General features: G+C 38.1%; 18 protein-coding genes. 10 read left to right on the top strand and 8 right to left on the bottom strand.

What is annotated here, in order from left to right; translation table 11 throughout:
• Positions 1–27: 27 nt before the first annotated feature.
• Together R2Q70_RS03255 and R2Q70_RS03250 are read right to left on the bottom strand one after the other, a co-directional pair.
• Positions 28–2,400: a TonB-dependent receptor gene (locus tag R2Q70_RS03255; protein ID WP_316806225.1), complete on the bottom strand. Its 2,373-nt coding sequence runs from the start codon at positions 2,398–2,400 to the stop codon at positions 28–30.
• A 585-nt stretch (positions 2,401–2,985) separates the two neighbouring features.
• A complete protein-coding gene (locus R2Q70_RS03250) occupies positions 2,986–3,519 on the bottom strand; it encodes an ATP-binding protein (protein ID WP_316806224.1) in 534 nt (177 codons plus the stop codon).
• Positions 3,520–3,986: 467 nt separating this feature from the next.
• On the opposite strand from R2Q70_RS03250, the gene R2Q70_RS03245 reads away from it, so the two are divergent.
• On the top strand, positions 3,987–4,304 hold the full coding sequence (locus tag R2Q70_RS03245; RefSeq protein WP_316806223.1) for a carboxypeptidase regulatory-like domain-containing protein: 318 nt from the start codon (positions 3,987–3,989) through the stop codon (positions 4,302–4,304).
• Positions 4,305–4,350: 46 nt separating this feature from the next.
• Here the strand turns inward: R2Q70_RS03245 and R2Q70_RS03240 are convergent, their stop codons facing one another.
• Both R2Q70_RS03240 and R2Q70_RS03235 read right to left on the bottom strand, forming a co-directional pair.
• On the bottom strand, positions 4,351–5,214 hold the full coding sequence (locus R2Q70_RS03240; RefSeq protein WP_316806222.1) for a DKNYY domain-containing protein: 864 nt from the start codon (positions 5,212–5,214) through the stop codon (positions 4,351–4,353).
• A gap of 16 nt (positions 5,215–5,230) precedes the next feature.
• On the bottom strand, positions 5,231–5,734 hold the full coding sequence (locus R2Q70_RS03235) for a hypothetical protein (protein ID WP_316806221.1): 504 nt from the start codon (positions 5,732–5,734) through the stop codon (positions 5,231–5,233).
• Between the two features lie 530 nt (positions 5,735–6,264).
• Here R2Q70_RS03235 and carB point away from each other — a divergent pair.
• Positions 6,265–9,102, top strand: coding sequence for a carbamoyl-phosphate synthase large subunit (carB, locus tag R2Q70_RS03230; RefSeq protein WP_316806262.1), 2,838 nt, complete (start codon positions 6,265–6,267; stop codon positions 9,100–9,102).
• A gap of 54 nt (positions 9,103–9,156) precedes the next feature.
• Here the strand turns inward: carB and R2Q70_RS03225 are convergent, their stop codons facing one another.
• Positions 9,157–11,397: a S41 family peptidase gene (locus R2Q70_RS03225; protein WP_316806220.1), complete on the bottom strand. Its 2,241-nt coding sequence runs from the start codon at positions 11,395–11,397 to the stop codon at positions 9,157–9,159.
• Between the two features lie 234 nt (positions 11,398–11,631).
• Between R2Q70_RS03225 and R2Q70_RS03220 the strand changes: the two genes are divergently transcribed.
• The 6 genes from R2Q70_RS03220 (at position 11,632) to R2Q70_RS03195 (ending at position 17,039) form a co-directional block, all read left to right on the top strand.
• Positions 11,632–12,189, top strand: coding sequence for a sigma-70 family RNA polymerase sigma factor (locus tag R2Q70_RS03220; protein ID WP_316806219.1), 558 nt, complete (start codon positions 11,632–11,634; stop codon positions 12,187–12,189).
• On the top strand, positions 12,182–12,727 hold the full coding sequence (locus R2Q70_RS03215; RefSeq protein ID WP_316806218.1) for a hypothetical protein: 546 nt from the start codon (positions 12,182–12,184) through the stop codon (positions 12,725–12,727). The genes R2Q70_RS03220 and R2Q70_RS03215 overlap by 8 nt, the downstream gene beginning before the upstream one ends.
• Positions 12,728–12,875: 148 nt before the next feature.
• Positions 12,876–14,150, top strand: coding sequence for a hypothetical protein (locus R2Q70_RS03210; RefSeq protein ID WP_316806217.1), 1,275 nt, complete (start codon positions 12,876–12,878; stop codon positions 14,148–14,150).
• 254 nt (positions 14,151–14,404) lie between these two features.
• A complete protein-coding gene (locus R2Q70_RS03205) occupies positions 14,405–15,775 on the top strand; it encodes a S41 family peptidase (RefSeq protein ID WP_316806216.1) in 1,371 nt (456 codons plus the stop codon).
• An 87-nt stretch (positions 15,776–15,862) separates the two neighbouring features.
• Positions 15,863–16,354, top strand: coding sequence for a TlpA disulfide reductase family protein (locus R2Q70_RS03200; RefSeq protein ID WP_316806215.1), 492 nt, complete (start codon positions 15,863–15,865; stop codon positions 16,352–16,354).
• 55 nt (positions 16,355–16,409) lie between these two features.
• A complete protein-coding gene (locus tag R2Q70_RS03195) occupies positions 16,410–17,039 on the top strand; it encodes a Pr6Pr family membrane protein (protein ID WP_316806214.1) in 630 nt (209 codons plus the stop codon).
• Here the strand turns inward: R2Q70_RS03195 and R2Q70_RS03190 are convergent.
• Positions 17,036–17,926, bottom strand: a complete 891-nt coding sequence (locus R2Q70_RS03190; RefSeq protein ID WP_316806213.1) for a bestrophin family protein — start codon at positions 17,924–17,926, stop codon at positions 17,036–17,038. The genes R2Q70_RS03195 and R2Q70_RS03190 overlap by 4 nt on opposite strands.
• A 137-nt stretch (positions 17,927–18,063) precedes the next feature.
• Here R2Q70_RS03190 and R2Q70_RS03185 point away from each other — a divergent pair, with 137 nt between their 5' ends.
• Both R2Q70_RS03185 and R2Q70_RS03180 read left to right on the top strand, forming a co-directional pair.
• Entirely contained in the window at positions 18,064–19,587 is a 1,524-nt protein-coding gene (locus R2Q70_RS03185; protein WP_316806212.1) for an MFS transporter, read from the top strand.
• A gap of 10 nt (positions 19,588–19,597) precedes the next feature.
• Positions 19,598–19,849, top strand: coding sequence for a DUF6814 family protein (locus tag R2Q70_RS03180; RefSeq protein ID WP_316806211.1), 252 nt, complete (start codon positions 19,598–19,600; stop codon positions 19,847–19,849).
• 268 nt (positions 19,850–20,117) lie between these two features.
• Here the strand turns inward: R2Q70_RS03180 and R2Q70_RS03175 are convergent, their stop codons facing one another.
• Both R2Q70_RS03175 and R2Q70_RS03170 read right to left on the bottom strand, forming a co-directional pair.
• The gene (locus R2Q70_RS03175; RefSeq protein ID WP_316806210.1) at positions 20,118–21,302 is read right to left on the bottom strand and encodes a class I SAM-dependent rRNA methyltransferase; all 1,185 of its coding nucleotides are present in this window, start codon (positions 21,300–21,302) and stop codon (positions 20,118–20,120) included.
• Positions 21,303–21,417: 115 nt separating this feature from the next.
• Positions 21,418–22,452, bottom strand: coding sequence for a LacI family DNA-binding transcriptional regulator (locus R2Q70_RS03170; protein WP_316806209.1), 1,035 nt, complete (start codon positions 22,450–22,452; stop codon positions 21,418–21,420).
• Positions 22,453–22,541 lie beyond the last annotated feature (89 nt).

Below are 22,541 nucleotides of genomic sequence, written 5' to 3'. Positions count from 1 at the left end.
ACGAATGTAGTGAATTTACGCTCGCCCCTAAAACTTCACATTCAAACTCAAGAGAAAGTTACGGGTGGCCTGAGGATAATAATAGTTAGATCGGCTTAAATCTCCGGCGTACAAATATGGATATGTACCACCGTTACTTTCGTACAACGTGCTAAAAACATTATTAATCAATAAACTCAAGCCAACATTTTTAATTCCGGCAAGCGGTGTGTTATAACTCAAACGGATATCGTTTACAAAGAAACTCGATAGCGTTCTGGTATCGGCAGAAGTATTATCTAAATTTTGTTTGCCTACATATTTGCTTAAAAACGCAACACTTGCATTTGGCAGCACATTGTAATTGATCTCACTTGAGGCAATGATCGATGGCGAAAAAGCGATGTTCGTATTGCTGTAATTAAAAGTAGTTAAGGCTCCGTTGGCATCATCATAAATAAATTCAGTAAAGTCTTTAATTTTATTCCTGCTGAAAGTGGCCGTTGCAGCCCACGATAGGTTTTTAATAATCTGCCATCTTCCGTCAATTTCAATACCTGCCCGGTAACTATCTGGCACATTCTGACGGGTTTGTCCACCCACATCATTCAGCTTTCCGGTGTTAATCAGCTGATCTTTATAAAACATTGCAAAACCATTGATGCCCAAACTCACATTCTGAAATTGCGTACGATAACCAGCTTCTACATCAGTTAAATGTTCCGGTTTCGGACGGCTATTAATATTTGAATCGGTAAAATCCCGTCTGTTTGGTTCTTTATTTCCTACCGCAACAGATGCATAAACGTTAGTTTTATCACTGAAGTTATATGTTACGCCTGCTTTCGGGTTAAAGAAATCCAAGCTTGCATTTTGTTGTCCGGGAGCACCGTTTGGATCAATACCGAAGTAGGAATAATAAACTCTTCGATACTGCAGATCGGCAAAAAAGTTAAACTGATCTACCTGATGGTTGACCCTGCCGAAAATGTTGAAATCGGTTTTGAAAGCATCATTGTCATCATAACGATGGCGAATGGAACCGCTGCCATCATAGTTGGCAAATTGCGCCCAAATCACTTCATCGAAATGGCGGCCTTTATATTCATTGTAGGCACCACCTAAAACAAAGTTTAAATTATTTTGTGGTGTGTAATTTAAGGAATAAGTAACGCCATAAAAATCATTGTCTAGCCAAAGCCTTCTCACCAAATCGGAAGTGTTTTGCGTAACCCCACCAAGCACAACAGCCGGGATTCCATAATCAGATAACTTGCGATCTTCTTTATATTCTTCATAGTAACCTCTTCCATAGGTATAATGTAGGGCTGCATTGGCTACCAACTGATTGGTAATGTTTCTGGTATAAAATAATTGATAATGATCTTGCTGATAGTTATCGGTTTGGTTATCGTAAGTGAAATCATTGTGTCTGCGGTTGGTAACCAGCATTTCCTCGCTAATCCCGTTCCAGGCCTGGTAAGTTTTTTCCGTTCCGCTAAATACGTTGGCACGAAGAATATCTTTTTTACCATAATAAGCACCTGAAACAAAAAATGATTTCAGGTTTGATGAAGCACGGTCGACATAACCATCAGATTTTATTCTTGATAAACGGCCGTCGAAAGTAAACTTGTTGGCTATTAAACCTGAACCAACGCTCACGGTATTTTTCCAGGTGTCGTATGAACCGTAGGTATTATTTAATTCTGCATAAGCAGAATCACGGCGGGTAGTTGTTTGAATGTTCAAACTCCCGCCAAAAGCACCTGCACCATTTGTAGAAGTCCCTACACCACGTTGAATTTGAATGTTATCAACCGATGAAGCCAAATCGGGTAAGTTGATGAAAAAACTGCCCTGACTTTCCGCATCGTTTAAAGGAACGCCATTAAGTGTAACGTTGATACGGGTAGCATCACTGCCACGGATACGCAAACCAGTGTAACCTACTCCAGCACCAGCGTCGGAGGTAACCACAACCGAGGGTGTTTGATTGAGCAAATACGGCAAGTCCTGGCCGAGGTTGTTTTTTGCCAGTTCCGCTTTGTCTAAGTTTCTAAACGTTGTGGCTGAATTTTTTGAAGCCCTTGTGGCGCTCACCACCACTTCATCAGCAAGAAAATTCTGCTGAACCAAAGGGAAGTTTAAAGTAGCATTAGCGGTTAAATTAACGGTTTGCTCTTGCGATCTGTATCCAACATAGCTAACCACAATGGTGTAATTTCCATTAGCCAAATTGCCTAAGGTGTAATTTCCACTGGCATCACTTAGCACTGCTGTTTTTTGGTTTTTAATTTTAACCGTGGCGCCCGGCAAGGCATTCTGATTGTTATCAGTCACTTTTCCTGTAACCGAATTTTGTGCCCATGCGAAGAAAGGCAACATTGCAACAAGCGCTGCAAAAAGTAAATTTTTCAATGTTTTTGTTTTTAGTTAAACCCATCGGAAATAGGGGTACTCCCGATTTCAGTTAAACTTCCATAACTCCAATCCCTACGCCGGCATTACCCGGATCAGGTGCATTTAAAGCTTAAGGCTTAGAGCTTAAAGATTAAAGCTTGGTTATTGACCAGAGCTTTTAGCTTTTTGCTTTCCTCTTTCTGCTTCAAAATGGGTATGATCTCAGCCCGTTTTTGTGTTTATAACAAACAAGGCACCCCTAATGATGTGGCAAATGTAGAAAAATATGTGAAGATTGTGCTAAAATGGTAGATAATCTTTTTTGAAAAGCAATTTTTATCCGTTGTCGGTTAATTTTGCCCCGCTTACATTACAATCTTTTTATATTAAGTTGCTCACCCTAATTGCATTTTGCCTATTAGGGTGAGCAACTTTGAAAATATAAAAAGGATTTTCATTTTAATCGGGTTTAGTTTACTTAAAGTTGTGCAGCTATGTGGCCACCTAAACCCGACCATAGCGAGATGCCCACAATTTTTCATTGTGGCAGAAGCGGGGGCGGGAACAGTGTATCCTAAAAGCTACTGCCATTGCTTTCCAAATTTATAAAGCTAAAAATTCATCAATTGCCTCAATAGCATGCTGAATCCGAAGATCGCCCAATCCGCTTATAACTTTATAATTGGCGTTTAAGGCCTTCAGTTCTTTGTGCCAAACTTCCATAAAATATTCGCGTTGATTAGGAAAATCCCTAAGCGGATCATCCTGCCAGGGCAAATCAATATCCATCAGCAAGTAGAGATCGTAAGGTCTTTTTGGCAAGGCATCTAAAACTAATTGTGGGGTTTCGCCCAACATTTCATCACTCCAGATTTTTACTGTTACAAAGGTGGTGTCGCAGATGATGAAATCGTTTTCTGTTGTAACTAAAATCGCATCTTCTAAAGCTACCTGACCGTAGTACATATTTACCTCATCCTGCAAAGTGTAAGGTGCGGTTAAGTTTTCGCAATAATAGCGGGCATATTCTGGCACCCATGAAACTTTGTAATGCTTTGCCAACAATTGAGACATGGTCGATTTACCCGTGCTTTCTGGTCCGACGATAGCTATTTTTTTGATTGGTTTATTCACCATGTTTGATTAACAATTGAACCAAATGTAAAAGAAAAACCCTTTAAAAGAAAAAATCCGGTTGAGGAGGGCTCCTCAAACCGGATAATAAACCAAACAAACTATTTATGAAGAAATCCTCATTGCGGGTAACTAATCCGCGGAGGAAGCTTTAGATCTTTTTCTAAAGTATATACAAAACGCATATATGTTCTGCTTATTACAACATTATTGCCAATAATATAAGAACGCTGTTTTCATGACGAAAACATGACTTCGTGTATGTTTAACACTATAATTCTGTTACATTCTAATCTCATTTTAACGCTTTGTTAACGTTGTGAGCCAATTATTGCTTTGCGTTCAATTAACCGATGTACAAAAATTCAGACAAACATTTGATTACTTAAGGACACTGTGCTAATTCTGCAACAAACAATTTAATTTACCGCCTGTTTATCTTTTTGTATAGTTATTTAAACCATCATAAAATGAAAAAGTTAGGAGTTTTTTTGGCAGCGCTAGTGGTTTCAACCATTTTTTTTCTCGCCTTTAGTTATATTAAAGTTGGTGGAATAGTTGGAAGGGTAACACCAACTGATGCCGTTGCAGATGTATCATTAGTGGCCGGAACCGATACCCTTAAGGCACAGGTAAGCCAGGGTGCATTTACTTTTACCAATTTAAAAGAAGGCGTTTATACGGTATGGATAAAAGCCAATGCACCTTATAAGGATACCACGATTGAAAAAGTAGCTGTTAAAGACAGCGCAACAACTGATCTTGGTGAAATTAAACTGCAGCAATAGGCTGTTTTTAAATTTTTAGCCATTAAGCTGCAGGGCAGATTAATGGCTATTTAGTACGCCCCTCCGGCGTATTGTATTCTACCTTTTCTCCTTCCCTGGCAATTGCCCATGTTCGGTTCTTATCCCGGTATTCTTTATTATTAATCATTTCAAAAGTGGCAGCATCAGCACCATCCAATACCGCATAGTCAGCCCTTTCTGTGGCTTCCTTTTGATCTGATTTCAATCCCCTGGTAATGTAATACACTTTATTTTTATCTTTAGCCACAGTGTAATTTAGTACCACAAAACTTGCTGCATCAATTTCCGGACAAACTTTTATATTGCCCCAATCATCGAAATAAACTTTGTTTTTATCTTTTAGCCAGTTGTTGTGTAATGATTCTACCGATGCGATATCCATACCAGGAACCTCAATCTTTTTTAATGGTGGGTCGGCAAAAACCTCAATGGCATATAAGTTTGTTTTATCAGCAAATAGCGAAGTTTGATATCCTAAAGAATGAAAAGTTGCCTTATCATAATCTCCGGCTAAAGGCTCAAGTCTGTTTTTAGCATAGAAGGCGGTTTTTTCATAGTACAATCCATTTTTATCTAAGTAAAACCCTTTGTTCAGATTTCTGAATGTTTTACGGTCAACAAAATCGACAGGGTTTCCATTGTAATAAACTTTTGTGCAATCTACCGCTACACTATAATCCAAAGGCTTAAACTCATCAGCTTTAATGTAGGTAAGTTCTTTGCTGCCGAAATAAACTTTCCCATCCTTTTCATCGTAAAATGCTTTCGGATTGATGAAAAAAGGCAATATGGCAGCCGCAATAAGTGCCACAAAAATTGAAACAGCAATCAGGATGAATTTCTTATTACTTTTTTTATTCGATGCGTTAATTTGATCAACTAAATTCATTGCTTAGGGTATAAAGTTATTCTGCATAGGTTTGAGGCTCGGTGATGTCATTAATTTTACCATCTGCGAGCCATTTTTTTAATTCACTTTTCATAAAAAAGGTTTCTGGCCCTTTATAGTTATCCGAATCATCTATCTGATAAGCGCTGCCATTGGTAGCGCGTGAATTTTCATGTACAAAAACAGTATCGGCAACCACTCTGCTTACGAGCATGCTGGTATTTACATCTTCTGCTTTGTGATAAAAAATAACGCAGTTGGGTTGTATTGTTGCCAGATTGTTTTCCATTCGCTTTTTGTTTTCCTGAGATCCTGTATACACCAACGTGAGTGCCGCGATGATAAAAATGGAAAGCAGCATGAGTCCTGAAAAATGATACCATTTTTTTTTGGTTTGTTTGGCAAATTCAATGGTTTGTTGTTCGAAAGCTGGAAATGCGGAAGGATAATAGTGCGTGCCGCATTTACCACACCCGATATAAGGTGTTTTTTTGCCTGCCACAAATGGTATAAACAGCATGTGATGAATTTTGCAAAAGGTTTCAAATTGCATATCATATTCTGCATCACATTTCGGACATTTCAGCTGACTGATTTGCTGCTTGTTTATTAATTTTGAATAGTATCCGTGAACCATTTCTTGCTTATTTGAGCTGTGTAATGAATTGGCAGCAATCTTAATAGCTGCTTTATTTATCTTTATGTTACAAATAAATAATTTTTGATGGTTCGATTATCAACTGTTTATTATTCGTTGGTGATTTTTTATTATTCGTAAGTGTATTAACGATATAGTTTTTATGAACATAGTTTGGAGTATATTGGCCAAATATTCTTTGATTGGATTTTGAAAAAAAATGATTTTTGCAGTGCGTAAAGCCTGATTTATTTATTTTAATTTATTCATCGGAAAACAAGTCAAAAAACCTATCTTTGCATCCCGACAGAACAGTTGGGATTTTCCTCATCAAAAGCAGAAAACCTTCTTGCTTCTTCATCCTTAAAAAGGGTAAAAACTTTAGAATTTTAATTATTGTATTAAGCTTTATCATGCCTAAAGACACTTCCATACGCTCAGTATTAATTATCGGATCAGGCCCAATTATTATTGGCCAAGCCTGCGAATTTGATTATTCTGGTTCGCAATCGGCACTTTCTTTGAAAGAAGAAGGTATTACCGTTTCCATTATCAACTCCAATCCGGCTACTATCATGACGGATAAGGTAATTGGCGATCACGTTTATCTTCGCCCTTTAACAGTTGATTCAATTGAGGTTATTTTACAGGAACATATCGATTCTCCTGACTTGCCTAAAATTGATGCAGTATTGCCAACAATGGGTGGACAAACTGCCTTGAATCTTTGCGTTGAAGCTTCGGAGCGTGGTGTTTGGGAAAAATATGGCGTAAAGGTAATTGGGGTTGATGTAGCAGCTATCGAAAAAACAGAGAACCGTGAGGCTTTCCGCCAGTTAATGGTTGATATTGGTGTAGGTGTTGCGCCATCTAAAATTGCAAATTCATTTTTAGAAGGTAAAGAAGCCGCTCAGGAAATTGGTTTCCCCTTGGTAATCCGTCCATCGTATACCTTAGGTGGTTCTGGTGGTGGTTTTGTCCACAAAAAAGAAGAGTTTGATGCCGCACTTAAACGCGGTTTAGAAGCTTCTCCAACCCACGAGGTATTGGTAGAACAAGCTGTTTTAGGTTGGAAAGAATACGAATTGGAGTTATTAAGAGACAGCAACGATAACGTAATTATCATTTGCTCTATCGAAAACTTCGATCCAATGGGTATCCATACAGGAGATTCGATTACAGTTGCTCCGGCAATGACCTTATCTGATCGTTGTTACCAGGAAATGCGTAACCAGGCCATTAAAATGATGCGAGCCATCGGAACTTTTGCAGGTGGTTGTAACGTTCAGTTCTCGGTTAATCCAGCCAACGATGATATTATTGCCATCGAAATTAATCCACGTGTTTCGCGTTCATCAGCATTAGCAAGTAAGGCAACAGGTTATCCTATTGCTAAAATTGCCGCTAAATTGGCTATCGGTTACAACTTAGATGAAATCGAAAATCAAATTACAAAAACAACTTCAGCATATTTCGAACCTACTTTAGATTACGTAATTGTTAAAATTCCTCGCTGGAATTTCGACAAGTTTAAAGGTGCCAACAAAGAGTTAGGTTTACAGATGAAATCTGTTGGTGAGGTAATGGCTATTGGCCGTACTTTCATCGAAGCCTTGCAAAAAGCGTGTCAGAGTTTAGAAATTGGCCGTGCTGGTTTAGGAGCAGATGGAAGACAAGTTCGCAATATTGAAGAAATTATGGACGGTTTGGAGCATGCTTCATGGAACCGTTTATTCTTAATAAAAGATGCCATGGCCATGGGTGTGCCTTTGGAATCTATTCGTAAGGTAACAAAAATTGATAAATGGTTCTTAAATCAAATTCAGGAGCTTGTTGCTTTAGAAGTTGAATTAAAAAGATACTCTTTAAATAACATTCCTCAGGATTTCTTCTTCACCTTAAAGCAAAAAGGTTTCTCTGATGTGCAGATAGCCTGGTTATTGGGCAATGTTACTGAAGATGACGTGTATGACCGTAGAAAAGAGCTAGGCATCAACAGGGTATATAAAATGGTTGATACCTGTGCTGCGGAATTCCCTGCACAAACTCCATATTATTATTCTTCTTTTGATGAAGAAAATGAATCAATTTCGTCAGATCGCAAAAAAGTTATCGTTTTAGGATCTGGTCCAAACCGTATCGGACAGGGAATCGAATTCGATTATTCTTGTGTACACGGTTTGTTAGCTGCTAAAGAATCTGGTTTTGAAGCCATCATGGTGAACTGTAACCCGGAAACGGTTTCTACAGATTTTAACATGGCCGATAAACTATATTTCGAGCCGGTTTTCTGGGAGCATGTTCGCGAGATCATCGAACTGGAAAAACCAGTTGGTGTAATCGTTCAGTTGGGCGGGCAAACCGCTTTGAAAATGGCTGAAAAGCTAACGGAAAAAGGAATTAAAATCATCGGAACATCTTTCGAGAATATGGATATCGCTGAAGACCGCGGTCGTTTCTCTGATTTGTTGAAAGATCTGGATATTCCTTATCCTAAATATGGTGTAGCTGAAAACGCTGAAGAAGCCATTGTTGTTGCGAATGAAGTGGGTTATCCGGTATTGGTTCGTCCGAGTTACGTTTTAGGCGGACAAGGCATGAGCATCGTTATCAACGATGAAGATCTGGAAAAAGCCGTTGTAAAATTATTGGGTGATCTTCCGGGCAACCGCGTATTGATTGATCATTTTTTAGATAGAGCCGAAGAAGCAGAATCTGATTCGATTTCTGACGGAGATGATGTTCACATTGTAGGTATGATGGAACACATTGAGCCTGCAGGTATCCACTCAGGAGATTCATTTGCGGTATTGCCAACGTTCAGCTTATCAGAAAAAGTTACCCAAGCGATGGAAGAATATTCCATCAAAATTGCAAAAGCTTTAGATGTGCGTGGCTTGTTAAACATTCAGTTTGCCATCAAGGATGAAAAGGTTTACGTAATCGAGGCAAACCCAAGAGCTTCACGTACGGTTCCGTTCATCGCGAAAGCTTATGATGTTCCTTACATCAACATTGCTGCAAAAATTATGTTAGGTGTGGCAAAGTTGAAAGACTTTACCATTGAACGTAAGTTAAAAGGTTACGCGATTAAAGAGCCGGTTTTCTCTTACGAGAAATTCCCGGAAGTAACGAAAGAGTTAGGCCCGGAAATGAAATCTACCGGTGAAGCGATTCGTTTCATTAAAGATTTGGAAGATCCTTACTTCCGTAAACTTTACAAAGATAAATCAATGTATTTGAGTAAATAACAATAAAGGGCGATGGAAACATCGCCCTTTATTGTTTGATCATTTAAAGAATTTCTACCATCCTTTGTTCAAGGTTTCCATTGCCTGATCAAGCAACTCATCCTTACCTTGTTTTACTCCATTTATGGTTGGGTAAATGACCTTGTCGATTTTCACACCAACCCTTTGCGTAGGTTTTCCATCTGGATAAAAAACGCCGATTCCCGATATCATTGTATTTAAACCACCTGGCAACACAATGTATGATACGTTTCCGTCTGCTCCGGCAGTTGTACTGCCAATTACCCTTACATTTGGTGAGCTTTGAAAAGCCATTGTGGTATACTCTGCCTGGCTTTGCGAAGTTGAGTTTACAATAACAACAACCTTGCCTTTGTAATGATCGGATGAGCGTTGCCCGTTAACCTCATGTGGTCCGAATTTAAATGAACCTGGATAATCTACACTTCCCATTGTAAACTTAACAAAAGGCGTAGATGAGTTTTTAATGTAATTGCCAAAAGTAAACGGCATAAATTCTGATGGATAGCAACGCATATCGATAACGATACCTTTGGTGTTGGCGAAAAGTTTTTTAATATCCGGAAGCATTGCGTTTTTATATTTGCCAGGGAACACATAACCCGTATTTTCATTGATGAGTTTGAAAGACTCGGCTTTCTCGAAGTTTGGATCTTTACCGCCACGCCCAAATACCCTCATCGGTATCTCATAATCAAACTGACTTCCATCTCTATCAATTTTGATTTTTAGGCTGGTCTCATTGCCTCGAAGCAGATAATTGTGTGGAAGGTCACGTAATTGTGTGTCATAGTTTGATGCCGGCGTAAGTGCCAGGAAATCTTTAATAAGCTGGTCAACATCTTTTCCCTTGATCGCTGTAATCACATCGCCCACCTTTAACTTACTTTTCACATCGAGCGTGTCTTTATACAAAGCAGTAATCACCAATTTCTTTTCGATAAATGTGGTTTGAAATGGTGCAGCATATTTTCCTTTAAAATCATTAATTGCTTTGCTGCCACTCCAAAGGTTAGCATGCGTATCGTTTACTGATGCAATTAGTTTTAAAGCGGCTTTTCCATAATCCAACTCGTTTTTGGCATTTACAAATTCGGGCAAAGCAGTTGTTAACACATTATTCCAGTCTTGACCAATCACATTTTTATAGGGGAAAAAATAATTGATCATTGCCCAATAACGGTACAGCGATAACAAGCGGTAGCCTGCATCGGGATAGGTCATGGCCGAATATGGTTTCTCATTTTTAAACAGGGGATTACCTATCCCTGGGGCCATATCAACATAATAATTTGGCCCCGTATTCCGATTGTCTCTGATTAAAGCAAGTTTTTGCAAAAGCGATTCGTCAATGAATTTGCTATCGAACAATTGCCCATAATTGGGTTTAATTTCATAGGTCATATTAGCGATCGACTTACAGTTTTTGCAAGTAGCAGGTTGAGGTAGTTTATCTAAAAAAGTTTCAAGTGCAGCATTTAGCTCTTTTTTATTTTTAGCCTGAATAACTGAAGGCAATAACCTGAATAATTCAGCATCCCAGTTGTAATTTCCCTTTGCGATGGCCGGATGATGGTATTTCATAAAAGCCCAGAATTGCCCTGCTATCACTAAATTTGTGTGTAATTGATCCGTTAAATTAATCTCCTTTAAGCCAGAACTTTTGGCGAAAGCAGTATCAAGATCTGCTTTAAGAACGACAATTTGTTTCAATGGTGCCTTACCGATGGGTTTGCCATCAATAAAAAGTTCAAAATGATCGAACCAGGCTTTCCCAGCGCCTACCAGCAATCCACCGATGTGCACTGTCCTAACATCTTCGCTGCTGTAATCCAGTTTAATCGAGTATTGTTTCCAATCTGTCGTTCCTGTAATTCCCCGGTCCTGCATATTATCGAAAGCAATAGATTTAATGTTTTTATCATCAATTCTTAGCCATAAGCCAGCATAACCACCGGAAACATTTTCGGTTTTTACGAAAGCTTTAAGTTCAATTTCTTTACCTTCAAAATTTTGGGTAATGGGATAGTCTATCACACCAAAGTCTGCTCCCGTTCCTTTTTTCTCAATCACAAGGCTGTATTTCCCATCCTGTTTTGTTGTGCTATCCAACGTTACAGGATACACTGTTTTCTGAGCATCAAAAAATGAGAATTGCCATCCCTGAGGCATTCGGTTCTTATCAAGATTTTCAAAACTTCCATTTATTTTAAACTGAGAATGAATTTTGCACGATATGAATAGCAGTGCCAGGAGAAGGTAGGGTTTCATCATTTAGATAAGGGTGATAAGATTAGATTCTTGTAAAGATAATTCCTCGACATTAAAAAAGGTAAAGTTTCATGTAATATTTCTTATGTACATTTTAAAGCCGTTAGCTGGCGATGTGTGAGCGATACACCCGATTTTAGCTTAATCAAAAACATAAGTGAACGTTTTTAATTTTTTTTCTACCTTGATGCAACGTTTTAAAATCCCTAATGTCTTATAATCAGAATATTCAAAATTTTGGAGACCGTTTACGTAGATAAGAACCTAGAGCTAGTAAAAGCATGCATGCAGGGCAGCCGGGCAGCACAGTTTGATTTGTACAAACTGTATGCAAAGGCGATGTATAATGTCGCGTTGCGAATTCTAAATTATGAAGAAGAAGCTGAAGATGTTTTACAAGAATCTTTTTTAGATGCATTTACCCGAATTGTAGATTTCAGACAGGAAACGACCTTCGGATTATGGCTGAAACAGATTGTAATCAATAAATCCATTAACTATCTGCGTAAGCGCAAATTTGAGTTTGTTGGAACAGATGAAATTGCTGAATTACCAGATGAAATATCGGCAGATGACTATGACGTGAAACTGCAGGCAGATGAAGTGAGGAATGCGATTGCAGAGCTGCCCGATGGCTACAGAGTGGTTTTAAGTTTGTATTTGTTAGAAGGTTATGACCACGAAGAAATTGCACACATTTTAAAAATTAGTGAAAATACAAGCCGCACACAATACATGAGGGCGAAGAAAAAACTGAAAAGTATTTTAGAACAGAAAGGGATGAGAGATGAATAATAGATTAGAAACTTTTGTTAAAGAAAACCGAAAGGCTTTTGACATTATGGAACCACCAGCTGGCCTATGGGCAAAGATTGAGCTGGAGTTAGATGCCAAAAAAATTCAGGAAACGCAAAATAAAAAAAAGCCAGTAAAGCTGTACTTATGGATGAGTGTGGCCGCAAGTATCGTAGTGGTTTTCGGTTTAGTTTGGTTGTACGCCGGAAGGTTGCAAAACAAAGATTTAGAAATCGCTGACGTTAATGCGGCTTACGCACAAAAAGAGGTTCATTTTACCGGATTAATTACGGAAAAGAGAGACAGCCTGGCCATTTTCGCTTCGGCAAATCCCGAACTTTACAAAAAGTTTACCGCTGATTTAGCCAAACTTGATGAAGAATATGAACGATTACGGTTAGAACTTCCAACATCGCCCAACCAAACATTTGTGGTAAAAGCTATGGTGAAAAACCGCGAAATTCAACTGCAATTATTAAAACAACAGCTGCTTATCATTAATCAGGTTGACGATTATAAAAGGGTAAACCAAATTTAGGTTAAAGCTAAAAGCTAAAAGCATAAAGTTCAGGTAACCAAATCTTGATACTTTATACTCAATACTAGCTACTAACAAAATACGCTCATTACATTTCAGTGCAAACCGGTCGGCAGGTTAGCCAGTAAATGTTTAACAATTAACAAACATGAAAACAATAAAAATATTTTTAGGCCTTTTGGCTCTTATCGCCGTAAAAACGAATGCACAACAAAGCGTGGAGGTAAACGCATCAAATAATACTTATGCAGCAGTTTCAGTAAAAGGTACGGTTAGCGTAAATCAAGATGTTGAATCGGGGGCTGATGCCGAACGATCGAAAGCTTTTTCAAAAACTTTCAGTGTAGATAATGGTGATAAAGTAAATCTTAATAACCAGTATGGATCAATCACTGTAAAAACCTGGGATCGAAAAGAAGTAAAAGTTGATATTGATATCAAAGCTTTCAGCAATTCGGACAATGATGTTCAAAAGTTGTTAGACGGTGTAAATATCGACGCCAACAAAAGTGGTGATTTGGTTACAATCAAAACCAATTTAGCTGATCGTGGTGGCCGCTGGGGCAGAGGCGTTCGGAATGGCGTAACTACCTGGAGAAGGGAAGTTAAAATCAATTATGTGGTTTACATGCCAGCATCCAATCCGCTATCTGTTTTGCAACAATACGGAAATGTAGAACTGGGCAATTTCGCAGGACCAACTTCTTTAAAAGTACAATACGGGAATTTAGTTGCTGGCAACTTAAGCAATACCAATAATTACGTAAACGTACAATATGGTAAATGTGATATTCAGGATTTGAATGCAGCTGTAGTAAAACATGAATACAATGGCCCGGTAACCATTGGGTCTGTTGGTACATTGGAGCTTGATGCTGAATATGTGGGTGTGAACATCAATACCATTCGCAGATCGGCTGATATTAAAGTACAATATGGCAAAGGTTTAACTGTAGGAACAATAGGCGGAAATCTGTTGTTGAGTGCAGAATATGCCAAGGTAAATATCAATACCGTTAAAGGAAATACCGTTGTTAAACAAGCTTACGGCGATTTAAATATCGCATCAGCGGGAAAATTAGCCGTTAATGCCGAATATTCAAACGTTACGCTGGGCACTTTAAACGGGGATGCAAACATCAATATGGATTACAATAGGTTAAATGTGAGCGAAATTACGCCAGCCTGTAAAAACTTTACCTTTGGTGGTGAATACGTGAGTGTTGGAATCGGTTTTGCAGATCGTTTTAATGCTAACTTTAATGTTTCAACTTCTTATGCTGGATTTAAATACGGTTCGAATGTTACCTCTAATTTGGTAAGTAAAGATGATGAAACCAGAAAGTATTCAGGCAAGATTGGTAGCGGTGGTAGCGCTAATGTTAGTGTGAAAACCGAGTACGGTTCTGTAACTTTTAAATAATCATTCATAAGCTAAATCTTTGAATACTGTATAAAGCGAATTAAAAAGATCGCTCTCCCTAAGTTTCGGGACTATGCTTCAATCGTGCTGACGAAAAAGAGCCAAACAAATTAAAGTCTTGCCGAGTATTTCGGCAGGACTTTTTTATGATTTTTTAAAATCAAATGTGTATTTCTTACAATTCTTGTTATTTTCAATTAATTCTTTCAAGTTTTACAACTCCTAACAGATCATCCATAATACTACACAACAATATGAAGAGAATACTTTTATTAATACTCTTGCCATTTACCGTTTTCGCTCAATCAAATAAACTGACTAAAGCAGATAAAATTTATGGGCTCTCGAAATTTTGGCAAGAGGTAAACTATAATTTTGTTTACTTGGATAAAATTGATCGTGTTAAATGGGACAGTACTTATAAGGCCATGATTATTTCAATTCCTGAAACTAAAACAGATTACGAGTATTATCGTGAAATGCAACGTTTTTGTGCTTTGCTTAAAGATGGGCATACAAATGTTTATATGCCCAACGGTAAAGATTTTGATCCAATGAATACAATGTTTGGCGACTATCGTTTTTTTATCGAGAATGTGGAAAATAAAGCGATTATAACACGGGTTAACTTAAGCAAAAAGGAAGAAATTCCTGTTGGTAGTGAGATAATTGAGGTAAATGGAAGTCCTACAGCTAAATATATTGCAGAATATGTTTCGCCATACATTTCTTCATCTACTGATTATGTGTTACAAGATTGGAGTATAAGCAAACTACTTCAAGGGCTAGAAGGAAGTCAGTTTGAGATTAAAATCAAAAAACCAAAGGGGCAAATTATAGTGTTAAAATTAACTCATAAAAGAACTGAAGAAAAGGAAGTTTTTCCGGCTTTCCCGTCAGAATCATCACTTTTGGATTTTAAGTGGTATCCTAATAAGATAGCTTATGTTGCACTAAACTCATTCGGAGATGAAAAAATTGATTCATTATTTACCGCTAAGCTGCCAGAATTATACAAAGCCAAAGCAATTGTTATCGATTTAAGGAGTAATGGAGGTGGGAGCACGAGCGTTGGAAGCGATATATTAAAATATTTAACAAATGATAGTTTGCTATATGGATCTCGTTACACCACCCGTCAACTTAGCTCTGCTTTTAAAGCTTGGGGCCGATATACCAATGAGAAAGATACTGCTAATAGCGAATGGAACAAAAAGGCCTTTTTAACCTTTAACGATAAATATTATTATAATTTTGATTACAACCCACTAAAAAATACCCTACCTGCTAAACGCATAGTTGTTCCCACTGTTTTGTTAATAGGTCATAACACCGCTTCGGCCGCCGAAGATTTTTTGATTTATGCTGATAATCAGAAGCACATGACTAAAATTGGTAGAAATTCTTTCGGCAGTACCGGCCAGCCATATTTATTTGATCTTCCTGGTGGAGGAAGTGCAAGAATTTGTACAAAAAAGGATACTTACCCAGATGGACGTGAGTTTGTTGGTTATGGTGTGAAACCTGATATAGAGGTGATCCCCACAATTAAAGATTTTAAGTCGAATACAGATGCCGCATTAAATACTTCCATTGATTTTCTCAACAAAAAGTTGAATAAATAGCACTTTTAGTTTTTCATCTACTTTTTATATTTTCGATTAATGCGATTTTGCTTAATAGTTTTGATATCTCTTTGGTGTAGCCGGCTTATGGGCCAAAATACACAGATTAAATGGGCCACTCAGGAAACTTTTTTTGAAGATTTGACAGGCAAAGACTTACCTGATTTCAAAGGGTTAAAAACCAATCGTAAAATTTTCTCGAAATCTGATTTAAAAAATCAGGTAACCGTGATAAATTTTTGGTTTGAAAGCTGCCCGCCATGCATTGCAGAAATGCCTGAACTGAATGAATTGCCTGAAAAATACGCTAAAAAAGGTGTACGTTTTGTTGGGATTACCCATGATTCGCCAGCATTGGCAAAGCGATTTCAAAAGAAAAACGGATACCGATATGAAATTGTAAGTTTATCTAGAGCAGCCATTGCAAAACTGAATATTAATCATGGTTTTCCATCAAATATCCTAATCGGGAAAAACGGCAAAATCTTAATGGCAATGGCAAATTTTTCATTGGTCGATCCTAAGTTTAAAGAAAAATCAACCATTTTTGAACGGAAACTATTGAATGAAATTGAATAACTGCTTTTTAAAATGTTTAACTTAGTTTTTTAAGCGTATATCAACATCCCTGAACATGATTTCATCTCCCGCTGCAAAAACGTATGTCGCATTTGGCGCAGTCATCATCTGGTTTTCAATCCTACTGCAATTTTATGTTAGCTTGCAATTGGCAAATTACCATTTCATAGAAACGCTTAAATTATTTCTTTCCTTTTTTACGGTGACCACAAATATTTTGCTGGGAATCTGTTTTCTATCCCTTTGGTTAGCGAAAGAAAAAAGCCTGGGTGTTTTTTTTTCAAAGCCATCTACCCTCACTGCGTTAACCGTTTATATTTTGGTGGTCGGGCTGATCTATAATGTTTTGTTGCGTGGTTTGTTACACCCCACTGGTTTGGCCAGACTAGCCGATGAAGTTCTACATGTTGTCAGTCCGCTTATTTTTTTAAGTTTCTGGATTTTATTTGTTGATAAATCCAAATTAGCATATAAAAGTGCCTTAAACTGGTTGATTTATCCAATCGCCTACATTATTTTTATTGTCATCCGCGGCTATCTAACCAACTTATACCCTTATCCTTTTATTAATGTGGTTAATCTTGGTTATCCTAAAGCAGTGCTGAATGCATTTTTCTGCGTAGTGCTTTTCTGGTTGCTTTCTATCCTACTCATTTGGCTTGGAAAAAAAACAGTTAAAAATTAGAGAATATATTCCTCGTTAATTGGTTTAATTGGCTCCGGAATATCCGTTTCTTCCAGCATTTGCAAAAGATTGATTTCGATGGTCCGGGTAATCTGATTTAAAGGAACGCCGGCCGAATTATTCTCAAAAGGATTAACCAAACTCATTCCATTAATTTGTGTTGAAACAAAAACAAAGCCGATTAACCAACCTAAAAATATAGATGCAGGTCCGGCATCCTGGCTAATCACTAAGGTGAAAGTAACTACAAAAAGCCAGATAAAAACTTTCGTAAGGTAGGTATAAGTTGTAGGGAAAATGGTGTTTTTAATTCGTTCGCTCATGCCCATCGAATCAGAAAACCTCACCAGCATTTCATTAATTTCAATAAATCTGAAACCATCGATTTGGTTGGCTTTAGAAAGCTTTTGCAAATCTCTCGATTGAATGTTCAGTATCGCATTATGAACATTGGTATGCTTCGTTACTTCCTTCAAATCCTCCTCTGATAAATACTTGATATAAATTTCGTCGACAGCCCCCCGTAAACTTGCTTTTAAAGCATATAAGAAGGCTATGTGGCGGTAAATCATCCTTTTAGCAGAAACAGGATCTTCATCAATATAATTTAATAAGGCACGGGCGAATGATCTTGAATCGTTTACAATAGCACCCCAGATTTTCCGGCCTTCCCACCATCGATCATAAGCCTGATTATTATTGAAACCAATAAAAAATGCAATCGCGGTACCCAAAACGGTTGGTATAATGGTCGGAATAACAAAGTGGTGTGCAATTAAATATTCCCTGATGAAGTAAGCGGCGGTACAGGAAGCGATCATAATCAGATCAACATGCCAGGTATTTCTTAAAATTCTACTGAGTCTAATGTTTTGTATTAAAAGCATATATGTTTATTGGAAAATGAAAATACAAAACAGAAGCTGAAATGTTTGCAAACGTAACAAATTTAATCACAGACGGTGCAGGTTGCTGATTGTCATGCAAATGTTTATATTGGGAAACCAAATATTCCCAATATCTCATGAGCGAAACTTTACCAAAGAATAACATCTTTAAAGTGATTGGTGCATCATCACTTGGAACCCTAATTGAATGGTACGATTTTTACATCTTTGGCAGTTTAGCCGTTATTATCGGTTATCAACTTTTTCCAGAAGATGCCGGTGCTTCTGCGCTGATTAACACTTTAGCTATTTTTGCAGCAGGTTTTATTGTTCGCCCGTTCGGCGCCTTGGTTTTTGGCCGCTTAGGTGATTTAATTGGAAGGAAATACACATTCCTCTTAACATTGGTTTTAATGGGTGGCTCTACTTTTTTAATCGGACTCATCCCGTCATATAAAAGTATTGGTTATGCCGCACCTATTCTGGTTTTGATTTTGCGCTTGGTGCAAGGTTTAGCGCTTGGGGGAGAATATGGCGGCGCCGCAACCTATGTAGCAGAACATGCACCTAAAAATAAAAGAGGCTTTTTTACCAGCTGGATTCAAACGACAGCAACGCTTGGCCTTTTTCTTTCTTTAGGCGTTATAGTGATTACCAAAAACATTTTAGGTGCAGAAACTTTCGGCGATTGGGGCTGGAGAATTCCCTTTCTACTCTCCATTTTACTCGTAGTGGTTTCGATTTATATCCGCATGAAAATGCATGAGTCGCCGATGTTTTCTAAACTAAAAGCTGAGGGAAACGTATCTAAAAATCCATTAAAAGAAAGCTTTAATAACAAAGCGAATTTTAAAATGGTGTTGCTCGCTCTTTTTGGCGCCACTATGGGGCAAGGGGTAATCTGGTACACCGGACAATTTTATGCCCAGTCTTTTTTAGAAAACACCTGCAAGCTTGATTTCAACGATTCGAGGTATATTTTACTTTGGGGAATAGCATTCGCCACACCATTTTTTGTAATTTTTGGTGCCTGGAGTGACAAAGTTGGCCGAAAGTGGATTATGCTGAGTGGAATGTTGTTGGGCATTGTTTTCTACCGCCCCATTTATCAGGCTTTTTTAGATGATACAGATTTCAGTAAAGTTGAACAAAGCGATATTTTATCCGCTAAAACGGCTCCTTCAACTTCTGTTTTAATTGCAAATACTGCCGATAGTTTGAGAACGATGACTACAAAAGTAGAATTGAGAAACGGAGCATCGTACGGTGTGATTAAAACTGACACGGTTTCGGTTCAGAAAGGAATTCGTTCCGGTACCGAAATCGTAAAAGATAAAGTTTTGCCTACACCAATATTTTGGAAATTTGTGGGCCTAATTTTCTTCCAGATTTTATTGGTAACCATGGTTTATGGACCAATCGCAGCATTTTTAGTAGAGCTATTCCCAACTAAAATACGATACACTTCCATGTCGCTACCTTACCATATTGGCAATGGCGTATTTGGAGGATTGGTGCCTTTTATTGCGACATTAATTGCAAGTTTTTCAGGCTCAACGCCACTTTCTGGTTTGTGGTATCCAATTGGAATTGCAGCGTTGAGTTTAATCATCGGAACAATATATCTTTCAAATAAAAAGGACGAAAGCATTAACGATTAATATTGTAAATATGAATACGATAAAGAAATTTTTAGGATTAATCTGGATGATCTTAGGTCCTGTTGCGATGACTTTTCTGTTTATGCAAGCGGTTGAAAAAGTTGGGCTGACCCATACTGATATTGAAAGAACCAATACCATGTTGCAGTGGGGAATTATTCTTTTCATTTTCCTGCCCATTAGCTTAGGCTTGATGATTTTCGGATTCTACGCCTGGAAAGGTGAATATGATCGGTTGCCTGAAAGCTCTGAAGACATATAGTTTTTAGCGTTTATAATTTTCAATATCAAAAATTAAAAACCAGCTTCCTTGACTTCCGTGCGTCCGTGGCAATAATGAAATTTTCCAAACCTTAGCATCGGAGCCCACGCTCGTTTCTAACGAGCGTGTGAATAGCTTTTCGTGTTTCACGAATCATTTACCCTAGAATCGCTTTCGTACAAATAAAATTTGCCACAGAAGCACAGAGATCACGGAAAATTGCAAACCAGCTTCCTTGACTTTCGTGCGTCCATGGCAATAACTGACGTTACAAAACCCTTAACAACAGTCCTTTTAAATATTCTCCTTCAGAAAAGGAAATTCTAACCGGGTGATCTTCCGGTTGGCAGAACTGTTTTATAATTTGAACTTCTTTTCCAGCGTCAAGTGCAGCCCAGGCAATAATTTGTTTAAATGTTTCTATATCCACAGCGCCAGAGCAAGAAAACGTAGCCAACAATCCACCTTTTTCTAATAATAACATGCCTAGTCTGTTTAAATCTTTATAAGCTCTTGCTGCCCGATCTAATGCAGAACGTGAGGGTGCATATTTTGGTGGATCAAGAACAATTATATCGAACAATTCTCCGGCCTCTTTAAATGCCCTGAGTTGTTTATTTACGTCAGACTGAATGGTTGTAACTTTCTCTGAATCGAATTTATTCAGGGCTACATTTTGCTGAAGTGTTTCTACCGCCAGCGCCGAACTATCCACACTTGTTACGCTTGCTGCATCATTGGCCAAACTGTTCAAACTAAATCCACCACTGTAACTGAAACAGTCCAGCACTTTTTTGCCTTTCGTATAACTGGCTAAAATTTTTCGGTTATCACGTTGATCGCAATAAAAACCCGACTTCTGGCCTTCCGCAATATTGATGTTGTAGGCAATTCCGTTCTCCCTAACTTCTAAAAATTCAGGTGGATTTTCGCCCCAAAGCAAACCATTTTCAACAGGCAAACCTTCATGTGTTCGGGCAGTGGCATCACTCTTATCAAAAATCCCTTTGGGTTTGAGTTGCGCTTTTAAAATATCAACAATATCGTTTTTTACACTTTCAATGCCCGAACTTAATATCTGCAAAGAAAGAAAATCAGCATATTTATCTACGATTAATCCAGGTAAAAAATCCGCTTCGCTAAAAACTAAACGGCAAGTGTTTGTTTCTTCAGAGAGAATGAACTGGCGTGAAGCGATGGCTTGTTTCAAACGGCTCTCATACCAATTTTTATTAATGGTTTGCGTTTCATCCCATTCTAAAAGGCGAACGGCTACACGAGAATTGCTGTTGTAATAACCATAGGCAAGAAATTCTTGATCAAAAGCGAAAACTTTAACCACTTCACCATTTGCTGGTTTTCCTTTTACTTTTTCCAATGCGCCAGAAAATACCCATGGATGTCTTTGTAATGCAGCTTTTTCTTTTCCCTTTTTTAATACGATTTCTACCATGCTGCAAAGGTAGTAATTAGTTTGGAGTGTGAAATTGAGCGATTAAAATCGAGGGTGGCCAGTGAAGAATTTTGTCTTCATCAAAGCTCAAAGCAAAATACTTCAAGTAACGTATTTATAGAAATCTGTTTCCAAGGGTTTTTTGCATTCTTACCAATTCAGTATCTAATATTTTGGTTTCAAATTCTGTAACTGGTCTTTTGGCTTCAATCATCGAAATTAATAGTTCGGTGGCCACCTGACCCATTTCAAATGCGGGCTGCTTTACAGAAGTTAGCGATGGCGAAAAAAGTTCCACCAGGTTTGAATTGGTAAATCCTGCAATGGCAATTTTGTGTGCAATTTCTGGGTTTGTTTTTTTCAAAGCCATAATGCAACCCGTGGTTAACCGATCGCTCGAAATAAAGATGCCATCAGGTTTGTAAGGCAAAAGCTCCTTTACAGCTTGTTCCAACTCCTCACTGTGCATACCGCCATGCTGGCAATATTTAACCAATTCGGGTTTAAATTCGATATGATATTTTGCCAGTGCAGCTTGATAACCTTTTAACCGTTCTCGCGTAATCGAAAGATTTTCAGAGTTAGTTAAGTGCGCTACTGTTCTTTTCCCCGATAGAATAAGGTGTTCCGTAGCATCAAAAGCACCTTTAAAGTTATTAGCGATCACTTTATGGGTTGCAAAATCTTCAGGCACCCGGTCAAAGAAAACGATGGGCAGGCCTTTCGCGTACAAGTCGCGTAGATAATTAATGTCCTGCGTTTCGGATGAAAGCGCAATCAGAAGGCCATCTATTGAACGAGATGCCAAATGCTCTACATTGAGTTTTTCCTGCTTATACGATTCGTGTGTTTGAGATATAATGACATGGTAACCGCGGTCATAGGCAATTGATTCGATGCCATTAATTACCTGCGAAAAAAAGTTGTTCGCAATTTCGCTTACAATAATCCCGATAGAATAACTTCTTCTTTCCTTTAAACTGCGGGCAATTGGGTTTGCACGGTAATTTACCTTTTCCGCATAAGCTAAAACAAGCTTTTTCGTTTCTTCGCTAATCTCATAACGATCCCTCAAAGCTCTTGAAACAGTCGAAGTAGATAGTCCGAGCGCTTTGGCAATGTCTTTTATGGTAGAAGTTTCAAATCTCATTTTCTGGTAATGCGTACAAGTTACAAAAAAATATCTTTTAAGGTTGCTCCAAGCCGCCTATTAATAAGCGTTAAAACAACGTTTTTGGG

The sequence above is a fragment of the Pedobacter agri genome, assembly GCF_032678665.1.
GTDB lineage: Bacteria > Bacteroidota > Bacteroidia > Sphingobacteriales > Sphingobacteriaceae > Pedobacter > Pedobacter agri_A.
This window is presented reverse-complemented; position numbering and strand designations above follow the sequence as displayed.

Coding starts and splice junctions, on each gene's coding strand:
- R2Q70_RS03250 (WP_316806224.1), bottom strand. CDS start 3,519: ATGGTGAATAAACCAATCAAAAAAATAGCTATCGTCGGACCAGAAAGC.
- R2Q70_RS03245 (WP_316806223.1), top strand. CDS start 3,987: ATGAAAAAGTTAGGAGTTTTTTTGGCAGCGCTAGTGGTTTCAACCATT.
- R2Q70_RS03240 (WP_316806222.1), bottom strand. CDS start 5,214: ATGAATTTAGTTGATCAAATTAACGCATCGAATAAAAAAAGTAATAAG.
- R2Q70_RS03235 (WP_316806221.1), bottom strand. CDS start 5,734: ATGCTGTTTATACCATTTGTGGCAGGCAAAAAAACACCTTATATCGGG.
- carB (WP_316806262.1), top strand. CDS start 6,265: ATGCCTAAAGACACTTCCATACGCTCAGTATTAATTATCGGATCAGGC.
- R2Q70_RS03225 (WP_316806220.1), bottom strand. CDS start 11,397: ATGATGAAACCCTACCTTCTCCTGGCACTGCTATTCATATCGTGCAAA.
- R2Q70_RS03215 (WP_316806218.1), top strand. CDS start 12,182: ATGAATAATAGATTAGAAACTTTTGTTAAAGAAAACCGAAAGGCTTTT.
- R2Q70_RS03210 (WP_316806217.1), top strand. CDS start 12,876: ATGAAAACAATAAAAATATTTTTAGGCCTTTTGGCTCTTATCGCCGTA.
- R2Q70_RS03205 (WP_316806216.1), top strand. CDS start 14,405: ATGAAGAGAATACTTTTATTAATACTCTTGCCATTTACCGTTTTCGCT.
- R2Q70_RS03200 (WP_316806215.1), top strand. CDS start 15,863: ATGGGCCAAAATACACAGATTAAATGGGCCACTCAGGAAACTTTTTTT.
- R2Q70_RS03195 (WP_316806214.1), top strand. CDS start 16,410: ATGATTTCATCTCCCGCTGCAAAAACGTATGTCGCATTTGGCGCAGTC.
- R2Q70_RS03190 (WP_316806213.1), bottom strand. CDS start 17,926: ATGCTTTTAATACAAAACATTAGACTCAGTAGAATTTTAAGAAATACC.
- R2Q70_RS03185 (WP_316806212.1), top strand. CDS start 18,064: ATGAGCGAAACTTTACCAAAGAATAACATCTTTAAAGTGATTGGTGCA.
- R2Q70_RS03180 (WP_316806211.1), top strand. CDS start 19,598: ATGAATACGATAAAGAAATTTTTAGGATTAATCTGGATGATCTTAGGT.
- R2Q70_RS03175 (WP_316806210.1), bottom strand. CDS start 21,302: ATGGTAGAAATCGTATTAAAAAAGGGAAAAGAAAAAGCTGCATTACAA.
- R2Q70_RS03170 (WP_316806209.1), bottom strand. CDS start 22,452: ATGAGATTTGAAACTTCTACCATAAAAGACATTGCCAAAGCGCTCGGA.